This window comes from Halalkalibacter alkaliphilus, from assembly GCF_023555415.1.
Classification (GTDB): Bacteria; Bacillota; Bacilli; order Bacillales; family Bacillaceae_D; genus Halalkalibacter; species Halalkalibacter alkaliphilus.
Map to the genome: position 1 here is coordinate 39,865 of NZ_JAKRYL010000018.1, position 15,456 is coordinate 55,320.

The window sequence follows — 15,456 nt, forward strand, 5'->3', positions numbered from 1 at the left end:
AACTACCAAAAGTACTTCAGGCAATAAGTTACTTGTATAAGCCAAAAGGGGGTGAGAAAATGGGTAGGCGAATCAAACATACGTCACGTGGAGGAGTTAGCAAGGCTCATGCTGGCGGAGGCAATCGGTGAGGAAGCTGAAGGGATGGAGTTGGTAGGAACAGTTGTGGCCAATCGGGTTGAGCCAGACTGTGATCCGGACTTCAAAAATTTGCGCAATATCAGACATGCTTTCAATCAAACCATACCGGGAACTGGAATTCCTCACTTCGATCCTGTTTTAAATGGATCATTGTATACACAGCGTCCCACAGAAGAAGACCTCCAAAGGGCCAGGAATTTGTTACAAGGACTTAGGAATCCTCGAGCCAGAAATGAATTTGTGGTTTTTTAATCCAAGCCGGGGCAAACATACCGAGATCCTTGTACCCCTACGATGCCAAGATCCCCTATGACTCAGTTAGAATTTTGCAAAAATCAATGCTTCTATGTCGCTGATCCGGGCTACTGCCCAGAGTTTTAAAGATGAAATAATAAGGAGATGATCTTCTCATGACTTGTGGAAACTCTAGATATTATCCAGTGAACAATTACCCAGGTTATCCAAATAATTTTCAATGTTACAGCCTGTATACTAGTTAATCGTTATTAAGATTGATGTCAGAATAAATTTGTTCATTGTTAGTCCTTTACTCAGGGGACATTTCTTAATGTTAACATGTTAACCAAGGGAAAACGACCAATGAGCCTCTCCTGTATAATATGAGTTTTCAAAAATGAAATCGTGTGTTTCTAAATTTTCAATTTCAAAGTTCACTTTCTCTTCATATAATTCTGCTGCTTTCACCGTAATCGTTGAAACTATTTTTGATTTGTTAACCTCACTCTTGACTGGGCTTTACCGTATTAGTTCAACAATTTCATGTACTTAGTTAGGAACTTAAAATCCATTTCCGAGTGATTAAACATCGATACATGAAGTAATAAGTTTAGGCTACCGCCAAGATATAATGTCTTATGAAAAGGACCGAAGCGGTTTTAGTGTGTTTAAGATTTTTCCAAATCTTCCTTTGGTAACGTTGGTAACTTTTGATGTCTAGATTAAAATTACCATTCTAGTTAATATAACAATGTAAGATATATCACACACCATCTGATAGAACAATTTCATACTGTTCATTCCTTTATAAACGGCAAAATCGTTGAAAGACGATGACGCAAAGCCCATGTGCCTAAGGTAAGTTTTATTACTAAGGTTGACAGGTTGCTAAAGAATGAAAAGGAGTAGTTACTTTATACTTCCTTTCAATTCTTACCATAATTAGATTTAAAGTTCTTGGTGAGAATTTTTTTTATGCCTAAAAAGAGGATAAAGGTGAGTGAGGTATAGATTATCTCAAAAATTTACCTTCAAAGGGGATATTTCAATTGAAAAAATTAGTAACTGTTCTATCTGTATTCACACTGTCTTTTGGTGTATTTGCTAGTACTTCATTCGCCGCATCAGAAACTTCCGGAACTGCTCAATTTTCTGGAGGAAGTTTAAATATAGAGGTGCCAGCTTCGACAACCTTTACTAGTTTGCAATTAAGTGGTACAGTTCAAACGACAACTGCTAACTTAGATAACCTAACAGTAGTAGACTCTACAGGGTCTGGAAACGGCTGGAATGTCAAAGTAACTGCATCACCTTTACAAAGAACAACTGATCAGTATACTTTACCAGAAAATTCAATGAGACTTTTAGCACCAACTGTAACTGCTGGTGAAGGGTCTTCTAGTGAAAGTGCAATTGTAACAAACGGTGGAGTGATTGATAACAGCTTGGGTGTATTGCTACTTAATGCCCCTGAAGCAGAAGGAAAAGGGACTTTCAATACTTCATTCGCTGAAAATGCTTTATCTTTAACGTTAAGCCCAGATACGGCATTAGCTGGAGAGTATAGTACTACACTTACTTGGAACGTTGTATCAGGTCCAGCTAATTAATAAATATAATATCCAAACAGCAGCCATGTTAAAAACATGGTTGTTTTTTTTATAATAAATAAAATGCACATTATTTTGGATAGACTATCGGTGGAAAGGAGTGATTGTGTGACAGGTCGTATTTTATCTGTATTAGTAACTTTTTCTCTTGTTTTTAGTGTGTTTAACACTAGTCTACTCTTAAATAGAATCCATGCTCAAGAAGAAATGGATTCGCCTTTTGTCATAGAACCCATTTTGCCAGATAACCAAATAGAAGGGGTAAGCGGTTACTATCACATACAAGTGAAACCAGGTGAAGATCAAACGATATATGCGCGTATAAAAAACAAACGTGATCATAATATTACTGTTCATATACTTCCAATAAACTCTTACACGGCCCCTACTGGGGGAATTTTGTATGAAGAGAGTTTAGAATTAGACGATACTAAGATTTTGGACGGCTCCATCATTATGTCAGAGTTGCTTCTGGTGGATCCATTCATTGAATTAAATGCAAATGAATCATTAGAAGTTCCAATACATATTGCAGTTCCTGAAACAGACAAAGGTACTTTTTTAGGAGGTCTTTTATTTGCATCTATCGGTGAAGATACACTGGAGGAGATAAATTCACACGAGGAAGGAGATATCGGATTTATTATTCGAAATGAAATAACGTATACTTTGGCAGTACAACTAGATTTGCCTAATATATCTGCCCCTAATTTTAGCATTGATAATGTAGGAATTAATGTTCGTCCATCTGGACCTGAGTTGTTTATGGAGTTAACCAACGATGCTCAAATGATATTAAGAGGCACTCATGGTAATTATAGAGTAGAAAATAATAGTGGAGAAGAGTTATTTAAGGGTGAGATTGAATCGTTTACAATGGTTCCAAAAACAGCAATAAGATACCCAGTTACATGGGATTATGCTACATTTGAACCAGGTGTTTATAATGTTTTAATAACAGCAAATGTACTTGGAGAAGACATAATAGCAGAGAGAACATTTGAAATTGAAGGAGAACAAATAAATGAATTTGAAGAAATACGAGAAGATGCGCCCGAACCTGTTCCAATAAGCATTCCTTGGTGGGTGTGGGCGATTGGAGGTATTATCATTGCAGGCTTCTTTTATTGGCTAGGAACTAGACGTAAATAATATTTCCTTATTTTACCGTATAATTTGGCAATTTATTTGAGATATAATGATAGCATTAATTGGAGGTGCTGCCATTGTATCCACTAAGTACCAAGAGTAGGGGAGTTTTGGTAACTTTAATACCTATAGTTTTTATATTTTTGTTATATGCAAATTCTTCTCAAGTAAAATCTCAAAATACTTCTGTGAAATTTGCTATTTCTAGCGGGACTCTAAACGTAGAATCATCACAAGAGGTCGTGACCCTTAGAATGGAAAAAGGGGAAGATAAGGCTTATGGCAATGCAGGTTCATTAACTATCGTTGATGCTACTGGTTCAGGTTCTGGCTGGGGACTATCACTTAAAATCATGCCAATGATAGAAATTGGATTGCCTAAAGAAGTAAGTAGTAAGTGGTCTCCAGGGGATTTGTCATTAATAACTCAAGAAGCAAAAATTCGAGCAGGTGAAGGGTCATCAGAATCTCCACAATGGTTCGGAAACAGAACATATGAAATTAGTGAAAGTGTTCCGACGAAAATCCTTTCTGCAAGTCCGGGCGAAGGGATGGGGACTTATCATATTGATTTTGGGGCCGATTCATTAAAGTTCAGTCATTCACCAAGCCAGCATAATACAAATACTGATACATATTATCAAACTACTTTGGTATGGAATATAGTAAGTGGACCATATTACTGAGGCTTTATTCCGGGTTAACTATCATAATCACCACCAGAGGTCCCTTCACATGTTGGCTGGATGTGATGTCTTTCTTTAAGAGACTGTCTGCGTTAATGGTTTCTTCATATATCCTAACTTGACATAAACCAAATACAGGTTCTAGGGAATGACTTCGAAGCTGTGCTAGAGAAATGTGATAACACTAAAGGCACCTCATAGCCTCGGATTCCTTAGTGTCAAGGGCGATCGCAGGAAGGGTGGAGCCTTATCCATGGAATCGGAGGCTAGACTTCTGGTGGGATAGCTAAGGATTTTGGTTTTTTATTAAGTATTACTGTCTCGGGAGAATAAAAACTCTGCTACTATTGCAATACCATACGAATTGACTAATTATCGCATCATTCCTGCTAGTTTGTCGCGGACAATTATTTGAAGTTGTTAAACTTGGTTGTGGATTATTTATAATCCACAAAACATATCGACGGCATAGCCATAACTAAATAATAAAATTAAAGAAACTTCTAAGTGAATATCATTCTGACTACGAAGAAAATTTAGCTTTTGCAAAACAACTACATGAGCGGTTAGGTGAAAGATATCCTAACCTTTCAAGAGGGGTTCTGTTATAAGGAAATCAGACATTTAATCAAAATACGTACAATCAAGATCTTTTTGAACAATCTGTGCTTTTAGAAATAGGCGGAATTGATAATTCTATGGAGGAAGTAGAACGGGCGGCGGATTATTTATTGGAAATTATTGTAGAAATTTTGCAGGAAGAATTATAAAATAAGCGAGCATTTACGAAGATGTAAGTGCTCGCTTAATAAAAGATCATTCCTTTTTTCTGATAATCACTATATATAGTTGCGCGGAATTAAATGGTGTGCTATACTACAAATACAACATCTGAAATAACGTTCAGGTAATCGCTGCATCATTTGATGTAGAGGAAAGTCCATGCTCGCACGATCTGAAATGATCGTAGTGTTCGTGCCTAGTGAATAAATAAGCTAGGGCAATCTGGTATACACTGGATTGACGGCGGGGAAAAGCACCTACAGCAGTATTGCCATGGTCGAGTACCCCTGAAAGTGCCACAGTGACGAAGCTCTTTTGGAAACGAAAGAGGTGGAACGCGGTAAACCCCACGAGCGAGAAACCCAAATTTGGTAGGGGAACTATCTCGAAGGAATTGTAACGGAGAGATAGACAGATAGCAATTGTTATCTGTAGATAGATGATTACCACCGGAGTACGAGGGTAAAACCGTTTGCAGTACAAAGGTACAAAACATGGCTTATCGAACGTTAGAACACAGAATGTTGTACATACGTTATGCTGCGTTGTACGCTACTATATTTCTTTGATTAGGGAGTTCATGCCAATTATGTATGAATGATGAACAATCTGTAGATATATGCTTAGCGGCACATGCGGCAATACATAATTACTCTTTTAACATTTCATCAAACGGTGAGGTGTTTTTTTGTTGTTATTTTTTGAAATGGATTGACATCTTATTTCTGGTGTGATAAATAAAAATAGAGGTTAGCACTCAGTCTATTAGAGTGCTAAATATCTTGATTCACTCTATTGATTTATATTTAGGTACATGAAAGGAGAAAGAACAATCATGGCAAAAAAACAGTTTAAAGCAGAATCAAAGCGATTATTAGAAATGATGATTAACTCTATTTATACGCAAAAAGAAATATTTCTAAGAGAATTGATTTCTAATGCGAGTGATGCGATTGATAAAATGTATTACAAGGCTTTAACAGATGAGACGATTACCTTTAATCAAGACGATTATTACATAAAAGTGGTCGCAGACAAGGAAAAGAGAACGCTGACTATTTCTGACACTGGGATTGGTATGACGAAGGATGATTTGAAAACAAATCTAGGAACGATTGCCAAAAGTGGTTCACTGACATTTAAAAATGAAAACGAGATTAAAGATGGTCACGATATTATCGGTCAATTTGGAGTAGGCTTTTATTCAGCGTTTATGGTAGCTGATGTTGTAACAGTCACTAGTAAAGCAGTTGGCAGTGATAAGGCTTACAAGTGGGAATCTGATGGTGCTGATGGATACACGATCGAAGAAACAACGAAAGATTCAGTCGGAACAGAAATAACGATTAAAGTAAAAGAAAATACAGAAGATGAAAGTTATGATGAATTTCTAGAAGACTATCGTTTAAAAGCCATTATTAAAAAGTACTCTGATTTCATTCGCTACCCAATTAAAATGGATGTGACTCAAAAGAATCGTAAAGAAGGCACGGAAGATGAGTGGGATGAGTATACAGAAGAGCAAACGATTAACAGCATGGTGCCAATTTGGAGAAAAAATAAAAATGAACTTACAACAGAAGATTACGAGAATTTTTACCAAGAAAAACATTATGGTTTTGATAAACCGTTAAAGCACATTCATATTAGTGTAGATGGTGCGGTAAGATACAACGCCATTTTATATATTCCGGAAAACATTCCGTTTGACTACTATTCTAAAGAATTCGAAAAGGGATTAGAGCTATATTCAAATGGTGTGTTAATTATGGACAAGTGCGCAGACCTGCTCCCTGATCATTTTAGCTTTGTAAAAGGAATGGTCGATTCTGAGGATTTATCTCTCAACATTTCTCGTGAGATCCTGCAGCATGATCGTCAGTTAAAACTAATTGCAAAAAATATAAAAAGCAAAATTAAAAGTCAACTGCAAAGCTTGCTGAAAGAAGAACGAGAAAAGTACGAGCAATTCTACAAATCTTTTGGAAGACAGTTGAAATACGGTGTATATACGGACTTCAGCAGCAAAGATGCTTTGCAGGATCTGTTAATGTTCTACTCATCCAAAGAAAAGAAGATGGTCACATTAGAGGAATATGTATCTAGGATGCCTGAGGATCAAAAGTATATTTACTATGCTGCTGGTGAAACACACGAACGAATTGAAAAATTACCACAGTTAGAGCTCGTTACAGATAAAGGTTATGAAGTATTATACTTTACAGAGGATATCGACGAATTTGCCATTCGAATGTTATCAAGTTACAAAGAGAAAGAATTTAAATCAGTTTCAAGTGGCGATTTAGGAATCGAAGAAGATGAAAATCAAGAAACAACGAAGTCTGAAGAAAACGAGCATAAGGAATTATTTGATTCCATGAAAGAAATTTTATCTGGGAAAGTAACCGACGTCAGAGTGTCCAAACGATTGAAAACCCACCCAGTTTGTTTAGCAACAGAGGGAGAAGTATCGATCGAAATGGAAAAAATTCTTCAAGCTATGCCTGACAATCAAAACATTAAAGCAAGCAAAGTGTTAGAAATTAATATGAATCATGAAGTCTTCCAATCACTAAAGAGAGCATTTGAGACAGATAAAGAAAAGCTAAACCTTTACACAAATCTTTTGTATAACCAAGCCTTGCTTATTGAAGGTTTACCAATTACTGATCCTGTTGAATTCACAAATGATGTGTGTAAGATTATGATCTAATTTCTTTTAAAAAATCCCTGTCCTACCGTCAACTCGGTAAAGATCAGGGATTTTTCTATTTTTCCCATTATTATCTAGTCATGAACGAAAGAGTGTGAGATAGTATATAACAACAGGATGATAAGGAAGGTGTTCAAAATGGAAGATGTCGTTCAGGCGAAATGGTTACATAATGAATTGAGAAATAACCAAGCAAAGTTTGTAATCGTAGATACTCGTTTCCAGCTAGGTGATCCAAAGGCAGGAAGAATAGCATATGAAAAAGGGCATGTACCAGGAGCTTTCTATGTAGATCTCGAACAGGATTTATCATCTCCAATTAGGGAACACGGCGGAAGACATCCGTTACCAAAAGTAGGGGATTTAGCATTAAAATTAAGCAATATAGGAATCGACAAAGATACAAAAGTCGTTGTATACGATGATCAAGGTGGAATGGTTGCATCACGCTTTTGGTGGTTATTGAAACATCTTGGCCACAAGGAAGTGGCTCTTCTTGATGGAGGATTCTCTGCATGGGTAAAAGAAGGCTATGAAGTGACAACCGACACCCCAGAAATGGACCCCAAAGCATTTCAGATACGATTGAACGAGGAGTTTTCATTCGTAGATGCTAGTGAAGTATTGGAAAAATTAAATGATAAAGATCGTATTTTAATAGATTCTAGAGAATTAAATAGGTATAAAGGAATTGAAGAGCCCATTGATCCTATTGCAGGACACATACCTGGGGCTATAAATTATTTTTGGAAAGATGTTTTATCGCATGATGGAACGTGGAAAAAAAGTGAGGAACTAGCTAATCATTTTTCAGATCTCCCTAAGTCAAAAGAAATCATCGTTTATTGTGGATCAGGAGTATCGGCATGCCCGAATGTATTAGCTCTAAAAAAAGCTGGATTTTCAAATGTAAAGCTTTATAGCGGAAGCTGGAGTGATTGGATCACTCACAAAGATTACCCAATTGAAACTGATTAGGAACAAACCTACTGTCAGCTTGCCTTTTAGTTGAAGAGCTTACCGCTTTTACTCTATAATAAAGGAAATACATATGTGGAGGTAAATGATGTCAAAAGAAAGCTCATTCGATATTGTTTCAAAAATTGACATGTCAGAAGTGACAAATGCTGTTACAATGGCAACGAAAGAAATCCAAAATCGTTATGATTTTAAAGGTAGTAAAAGTAGTATTGCCCTTGAAAATGAAGAACTTGTTTTAGTTTCAGATGATGAATACAAATTAGAGCAATTAAAAGATGTATTGATTAGTAAATTGATTAAGCGTGATGTCTCTATTAAAAATTTAGATTATGGGAAAATAGAGGGGGCATCAGGTGGGACCGTACGTCAACGAGCAAAGTTAATCCAAGGAATTGATAAGGAACAAGCGAAGAAAATTAACACGATTATAAAAAATAGCGGTGTAAAAGTAAAAAGTCAAATACAAGATGATCAAATCCGAGTGACTGGAAAAAAACGTGATGACCTACAAGCTATCATTGCTGCTATAAGAGGAGCAGACTTGTCAATTGATGTGCAATTTATTAATTATCGCTAATATAAATATGTAAAAGCAGAAGCTATGCCTTTTATACGAAGGCATAGCTTCTGCTTTTTTCTATTAGAAAGTATCTTAAACTAACCTTAGATGGATAAATATTCATTTAAGTAAAAACACATACTACCATTAAGTCCATATTGGAGGTTCAAAAGATGTATCGTACCATGACTAAAATATTCCTATCACTTATAGTAATTAGCTTTCTTATTATATGTAATGAGGCTTCCATGGAAGCAAAGCCACACGATGACAAGCAAATTGATGAATTCATTCAAGGAAATAATTATCTCCCAGCAAAGAAAGCAATTAATCGTTTTGAACAAGAGCAAGGAAAAGAAGTAAGTCTACCGAAAAAGTTACCGTTTCGCCCGACTCATAAATTTGGTCAGTTGACAATAGAAGGGGATTTAAGATTACATTACTTGCGTGTCTTCAATAAACCACATCAAGATTTTATCATTTCAGTTTTGGCACCAGAGAGTAAAATTGAAAAACACATATTTTCGGAGGATAAGGTCGTAACCCTAAAAGACGGAACGAAGGCTTATTTTCAAAGCAAGGATCACATTCATACGTTAATGTTTAAGAAAAAGGGGTGGGGGTATCTACTTACCGGTAGTATAAAGCAGTCTAAAGATTATGATTTGGAAGGCCTAATGGAAATTGCTGAATCCATTTAGAAACTAGAAAAAAGCCTGCTGAGTTTGTTCTCAACAGGCAGCAATTTAGTTCATCACTTCTTCTAATGTTAGTTTTTCAATTAGCCTTTCAGCTAATGCGCGGTATTCATCAGCTAAAGTAGGATCTTGTGTTATTAGTACAGAAGGTTCACCATCAGCCTGCGGATTCGCAAGTGGAATAGATGCCAATAATTCTGTATCTAAATTTGAGGCGAGAGTGCTTCCGCCTCCTTTCCCAAATAAATGATACTTTTCATTTGAATGAGGCGGCGTGAAGTAAGACATATTTTCTATCACGCCTATGATCGTATGATTCGTTTGTTTAGCCATCATCCCAGCGCGTTCAGCTACATGAACGGCATTTGGGTGGGGAGTCGTTACGATAATTTCTTGGCACTTAGGTAATTTATGATGCAAGTCTAGAGCTACATCTCCTGTACCTGGAGGGAGATCTAAAATGACGTAATCTTGTTTCCCCCAAATGACATCGTCAAAAAAATGATCAATCATTTTGCCAAGCATGGGACCTCGCCAGACGACAGGGTCATTGCCTTTTAATAAAAATCCCATGGACATGACGGTAATATTTTCATGTCCAACTGGAATGATTTTATTATTCATTGTCTTTGGTTTCGAATCAATATTTAATATTTTAGGTACGCTATATCCATAAATATCTAAGTCAATAAGAGCTACTTTTTTTCCAAGGTTCGCTAAAGATAATGCAAGGTTAACGGCGACGGTTGATTTACCTACGCCACCTTTTCCACTTGTAATCGCAATAACATTTCCGCTTAACAATATAATCACTCCTTTAGTAATAGAGTAGCGAATATCCAGTTACAAAACTGTGATGATGATCACATCTATGATTATTTTAGACAAAAAAATGAGACTGACATATTGTCAACCTCATTTTGTCTTACATTCTGCAAATCTCTAATGGGCAATTTTCGCAGTGACAAATATCTTTTAATGTATCGAGATCCCGAATAATAAGATACCCTTTTTCTTGAGCAAGAATATCCTTTCCTCGTAAGTCTGAAAGCATTCGATTAACGCTTTCTCTTGTTGCTCCAATGTATTCTCCTAGTTCACCATTTTTCACTTTCTTTTTAAGACGAATTCCGCCACTGAAAGATTCTCCATATGAATTGGCCATACGGATTAATGTTGAACAAAGAGCACCCAATTTGCCATGAAACGTGAGATCTCGAAGTTTTGACTGAGTAATCTGGTTTAATAAAGAAGTCCATTTCAAGAATTCAACAGCAATTTCCCCATGTTGCCATAAAAGGATTTCCAAGTCTTTCTGTTGGATCACTCCTATGACACAATCTGTTAATGCCATTGCATTATAGCTATAATTGATAGACATGAAGCTACTTAGTTCACCAAATAAGTCACCATTATCAAACATATTTAATATATATTCTTTTCCGTCTGAAGTAGCTTTTGTTAATTTTACATTACCTTTTTTTATATAAAACAGCTTATCAGCTGTGTCACCTTCCCAAAATAAATACGTACCTGCTTCAACATGTTGTTCATACATAATTTCAGTAAGTGCTGTTAATGTTTTATCTGAAAGATGAAATGTATTTTGATTAATAGTCCGATCTAACGTTAGTTTTGTCATAATAAAACCCCTCCTAACAACTGTTAGCTTCATTATAGAAGAAAACGAAAATGAAAAATGTGATAAAAATCACACTTAAACAAAACTAGGCGTATATTTTTCAAAAAATAAAGTGTGACACACTTAACAGTATTAATCTTCAATTCGTTTTATAGTGGATGTACAAGGAGGTGAAACCCTATGGAGCTAACTGGTGTCATATTAGACAGTGAAAGTTACAAAATAGATAATGATCAATTAATTAGTTTACTAAAGTTAGGTGAGGAAACGTTAATCGAGAGACAAGTAAAAGAAATGAAAAAGGTTTGTAATGAAGTGATTCTTGTCACAAATAATCCATACGTATATTTGCCTATGTTCGGAAACAGTATCCGGATTATCACAGATTACTTTAAAGGAGCTGGTACATTAAGTGGTATGCATGCTGCGTTATCCCTGTCAAAGAATCAGTCTTTGTGGCTTGTAACATCAGACATGCCATTACTTAGATCAGATGTTGTAACTAGTATGGTAGAACTAAAAAACAACAGCGGGGTTCAATTGATCGCACCGGAATGGAATGGAAATTTGCAATTGTATCATGGAGTTTATGACCGATCGTGTTTGGATGTTACAAAAGAATTAGTAGAGAATAATCAAGTCGGACTAATGAAGATTTTAGAGAAGGTTTCATTTAAAGTTATGAATCTAGATGGATTAAGTGATCAACCAATTAATGATCAAATGTCTTATTCTTTCCGTATTCGAAATTGTGAGGACTATCAAAAGGTTTTACAGTTGAGAAAAGATCATGCTTATTAATTTAATATGATAGAAAGCGAGAGACCTGGAGAGATCAAAAAAGGTATCTCGTTTTTTTGTTTTTTTGACTAGTTGTTCATAAGTTTGTCATCTTGAATTTTTGAAATGTGATCAACGTCACAGTTAATTGTAGTCAGAAAATCTACAATGAACATATCAAATTAAGTGTTACAAATAAGGAGTGGCAACATGAGCGAGATTGAAAAATCATTTTATTCAAAAGCGAGTATGTATTCATTTGTCGTAGTTATGATCTTAATTTTCTTAATGTGGGTTGGTACCGGACAATTTTCTCATGTTGATATGATGTTGTTTGGCTATCTAATTTCATCTTTTGTTTTTGCGATTGGGATGACCATTCGTTTATGCGCATGGGCTGTAAGGCCAGCTACCCATCAAGTATTAAAAAGAAGTTTCAGCAATATGAAGAAGAAAAAACGAGTGAAAAGGAATTGGAGGGCTATAGCAAAAACTGCCTTTGACAACATTATTCTTCAAAAGTTTATTTTCAAACGTGGAATTTATAGAGGCATTATGCACTGGTTGATTGCATGGGGCTGTATTGGATCGTTTGCGATTACATTTGGATTAACGTTTGGATGGATGCACTTTAAACTTATTGATCCAGAAACTTATCAGATCGTTGTGATGGGAATTCCGACTATTTCTATGGCTGCAAATGGAATATTTGCTGAACTAGTGTACAACGGATTGAACATTACAGCGATGATGGTATTAATTGGTGTGACGATGGCGCTTATTAGACGTTCGAAAAATCAAGATGTCAAAGTGACGCAACGTGTTGAGTTCGACTTATTTCCATTATATATCCTTCTGTGGGTTACAGTATCTGGGCTAATACTAACGGTCTCTTATAAGTTTTTAGGCGGATGGATGCACAACTATTTAGCTCTCATACACCAAATTACAGTTGTGATTTTCTTAGTATATTTCCCATTTGGTAAGCTGTTCCATCTTCCGGTAAGACCGTTAGCAACAGCGGTCCCAATGAACTATCAAGAAGTAGTAGGTGTTGATACGAGAAAGTGTAAATCATGTCAATCACCTTATAGTAATGATGATCAAATTAATGATGTAAAAGAAATACTTGGAGTACAAAGTTTTGACTTGCAGCTTGCTGATGGTTCGTATTTAGCTGATTACTGCCCAAGCTGCCGTAGAAGAATTCGTGTGATGAAGCAATTAAATATCAATTCAAACTTACCTTCTCCAAATGGACCGATTCAAACAAATAATGGCATTCATATTCCAGGGTTCGGTCAAAAGAGAGATGATTCTTATTATGAGAAAATGGGGGACGAATAAATGAGTGAATTTCTTGTTAAAGACGGTGTAAAGAACTTACAAAAGCCAGGCGAAAAACTTGTCACAACTCATTGTTGTTATTGTGGAATGCAGTGCGGAATGCATATCAGAGTAAATGAAAAGTCAGGGAAGGTCGTAGGAGTTGAACCAAGATATGATTGGCCGGTAACACTTGGGAAAATGTGTCCAAAAGGGGTAACCGCTTATCAAACGGTTAACCACAAGGAGCGAATTTTAAAACCACTCATAAAAAAGAATGGTCAGTTTGTTGAGTCAAGTTGGGAAGAAGCGTATGACTTAATTGAGAAGAATTTCAAACGACTTCAAAATGAACACGGGAAAGATGCAGTTGGAGTGTTCGGCGGAGTATCAATGACAAACGAAAAATGCTATTTAGTTGGGAAGTATGCTCGTGTTGGTATTGGAACGAGATTTCTAGATTACAATGGTCGCTTCTGTATGTCTTCAGCGGCCGGTGGATTAATGAAAACGTTAGGAGTTGACCGTGGATCGAGCCTGCCGTTACCAGAATTCGAGCATACAGATTGTTTGTTTATGGCTGGATCAAATACAGCTGAATGTCACCCGACAATGATCCAATGGTTATGGAAAGCAAAAGATAAAGGTGCAAAGTTAATTGTAGCCGACCCAAGGGAAACACCAACAGCTCGTGTAGCTGACGTTCACTTAGATCTAAAACCAGGATCTGATTCGGCCCTAGCAAACGGCATCATGCATTTGCTTGTAGAAGAAGGATATGTTGACGAAGAGTATGTAAACGAAAGATGTAATAACTATGAAGAATTAAAAGCGATGGTGAAAAAGTTCACCCCTGAATTAACAGAATCAATTACAGGAGTAGCGAAAGATAAAATTATTAAAGCTGCTCGTATATACGGAAAATCTCCCCGCTCAATTGTAACGTTTTGCCGAGGGATCGAACAACAAAATAAAGGGGTAGACAACGTTACTCTTTACACATCTATGGCATTGCTCAGAGGACAGATTGGGAAATTCGCCTCAGGTGTAGCAACGATTACAGGTCAAGGAAATGGGCAAGGCGGCAGGGAGCATGGACAAAAAGCTGATGCACTACCTGGATACAGAAAAATTGATAATCCTGAACATGTTAAGTATGTAGCTGGCGTATGGGGAATCAAACCTGAAGAAATGCCAAAAGCGGGTGTGTCTGCTTACGAGATGTTTGATGAAATTCAAAATGAAAACATTCGTGCGATGCATATTATGTGCAGTAATCCAGCTGTATCTGCACCAAATCTAGAGCACATTTGGAGTGGCTTAAAAAAGCTAGAGTTTTTAGTCGTAAGTGATTTCTTCTTATCAGAAACAGCTGAATTTGCTGATGTCATTTTGCCAACGACGACTTGGGCAGAAGACGAAGGAACAACGACGAATTTAGAAGGCCGTGTTATTCGTGTACGAAAAGTTACGGAGCCTTTAGGTGAAGCAAAAACCGATTGGGAAATTATGCGTGATATCGCAAAGAGAATGGGAAAAGGAAAATTCTTTAATTATGAAAATCCTAGACAAATTTTCGAAGAATTACGGATTGCATCAAAAGGTGGAAAGGCAGATTACCATGGGATTACATGGGAGCGTATTGATAAAGAAGATGGAGTGTTTTGGCCTTGCCCTTCCGAAGATCATCCGGGTACACCAACGATGTTTAAAGAAAAGTTTGGAACAGAAGACGGAAAAGCAAACTTAGCGGCTGTTGATTGGGCAGAACCTGGTGAAACACCGACGAAAGAGTACCCACACATTTTAACAACGGGTCGGGTCGTCTTTCACTACCTATCAGGAACTCAAACGAGACGTGTTGACTTTTTAATGGAACAATGCCCGTTGCCATATATTGAAATACACCCTGAACTTGCTAGTGAGTACAACATTTCAAATAAGGATAAAGTGTTAATCACAAGCCCGCGTTCCAAAATGACAGTTGAAGCTAGAATTACAAAGGCAATTCGCAAAGATACAGTATTCATTCCTTATCACTGGGGGAAAGAACTTGCCGCGAACCAATTAACGAATCCGGCCCTAGACCCTGTTTCTAGAATGCCAGAATTCAAAGTAGCTGCAGTAAAATTAGAAAAAGTATAAATCAGA

At 36.7% G+C, this 15,456-nt stretch carries 13 protein-coding genes, 1 other RNA gene, 1 pseudogene and 1 riboswitch; of the genes and pseudogenes, 13 read left to right on the top strand and 2 right to left on the bottom strand.

The genetic code is table 11. The features are described from left to right. Positions 1–108: 108 nt before the first annotated feature. From MF646_RS16325 to MF646_RS16365, 10 genes and pseudogenes are all read left to right on the top strand, one after another. On the top strand, positions 109–393 hold the full coding sequence (locus MF646_RS16325; RefSeq protein WP_250097581.1) for a cell wall hydrolase: 285 nt from the start codon (positions 109–111) through the stop codon (positions 391–393). 788 nt (positions 394–1,181) lie between these two features. After that, positions 1,182–1,271: riboswitch (cyclic di-GMP riboswitch) on the top strand. Positions 1,272–1,427: 156 nt separating this feature from the next. Beyond that, positions 1,428–1,988 carry a WxL domain-containing protein gene (locus MF646_RS16330; RefSeq protein WP_250097582.1) on the top strand — a complete coding sequence of 187 codons (561 nt, stop codon included), beginning with the start codon at positions 1,428–1,430 and terminating at the stop codon, positions 1,986–1,988. 108 nt (positions 1,989–2,096) lie between these two features. After that, complete coding sequence (locus tag MF646_RS16335; RefSeq protein ID WP_250097583.1) at positions 2,097–3,140, top strand: WxL protein peptidoglycan domain-containing protein; 1,044 nt, start codon at positions 2,097–2,099, stop codon at positions 3,138–3,140. A 185-nt stretch (positions 3,141–3,325) separates the two neighbouring features. Next, positions 3,326–3,823, top strand: coding sequence for a WxL domain-containing protein (locus MF646_RS16340; RefSeq protein WP_338035512.1), 498 nt, complete (start codon positions 3,326–3,328; stop codon positions 3,821–3,823). A gap of 485 nt (positions 3,824–4,308) precedes the next feature. Next, positions 4,309–4,593: pseudogene (locus MF646_RS23515) on the top strand (stage II sporulation protein P). A gap of 129 nt (positions 4,594–4,722) precedes the next feature. Next, an RNA gene (rnpB, locus tag MF646_RS16345) (RNase P RNA component class B) lies at positions 4,723–5,113 on the top strand. A 328-nt stretch (positions 5,114–5,441) separates the two neighbouring features. Next, entirely contained in the window at positions 5,442–7,319 is a 1,878-nt protein-coding gene (gene htpG, locus MF646_RS16350) for a molecular chaperone HtpG (protein WP_250097585.1), read from the top strand. A gap of 138 nt (positions 7,320–7,457) precedes the next feature. Next, the gene (locus MF646_RS16355) at positions 7,458–8,297 is read left to right on the top strand and encodes a sulfurtransferase (protein WP_250097586.1); all 840 of its coding nucleotides are present in this window, start codon (positions 7,458–7,460) and stop codon (positions 8,295–8,297) included. Between the two features lie 88 nt (positions 8,298–8,385). Then, positions 8,386–8,877, top strand: coding sequence for a YajQ family cyclic di-GMP-binding protein (locus tag MF646_RS16360; RefSeq protein ID WP_250097587.1), 492 nt, complete (start codon positions 8,386–8,388; stop codon positions 8,875–8,877). Between the two features lie 230 nt (positions 8,878–9,107). Continuing rightward, positions 9,108–9,560: an autoinducer gene (locus tag MF646_RS16365; RefSeq protein WP_250097588.1), complete on the top strand. Its 453-nt coding sequence runs from the start codon at positions 9,108–9,110 to the stop codon at positions 9,558–9,560. Positions 9,561–9,605: 45 nt separating this feature from the next. Here the strand turns inward: MF646_RS16365 and MF646_RS16370 are convergent, their stop codons facing one another. Together MF646_RS16370 and MF646_RS16375 are read right to left on the bottom strand one after the other, a co-directional pair. Then, positions 9,606–10,361, bottom strand: a complete 756-nt coding sequence (locus tag MF646_RS16370) for an Mrp/NBP35 family ATP-binding protein (RefSeq protein WP_275980345.1) — start codon at positions 10,359–10,361, stop codon at positions 9,606–9,608. A gap of 121 nt (positions 10,362–10,482) precedes the next feature. Next, positions 10,483–11,199, bottom strand: a complete 717-nt coding sequence (locus MF646_RS16375) for a Crp/Fnr family transcriptional regulator (protein ID WP_250097590.1) — start codon at positions 11,197–11,199, stop codon at positions 10,483–10,485. Between the two features lie 180 nt (positions 11,200–11,379). Here MF646_RS16375 and MF646_RS16380 point away from each other — a divergent pair, with 180 nt between their 5' ends. The 3 genes from MF646_RS16380 to fdhF all read left to right on the top strand — a co-directional run bounded on the left by MF646_RS16380 (position 11,380) and on the right by fdhF (position 15,450). Further along, positions 11,380–12,000 carry an NTP transferase domain-containing protein gene (locus MF646_RS16380; RefSeq protein ID WP_250097591.1) on the top strand — a complete coding sequence of 207 codons (621 nt, stop codon included), beginning with the start codon at positions 11,380–11,382 and terminating at the stop codon, positions 11,998–12,000. 189 nt (positions 12,001–12,189) lie between these two features. Then, positions 12,190–13,326, top strand: a complete 1,137-nt coding sequence (locus MF646_RS16385) for an MFS transporter (protein WP_250097592.1) — start codon at positions 12,190–12,192, stop codon at positions 13,324–13,326. Beyond that, positions 13,327–15,450 (top strand): formate dehydrogenase subunit alpha, encoded by a 2,124-nt coding sequence (fdhF, locus tag MF646_RS16390; protein WP_250097593.1) that lies wholly within the window; start codon positions 13,327–13,329, stop codon positions 15,448–15,450. The last annotated feature ends 6 nt before the right edge of the window (positions 15,451–15,456 follow it).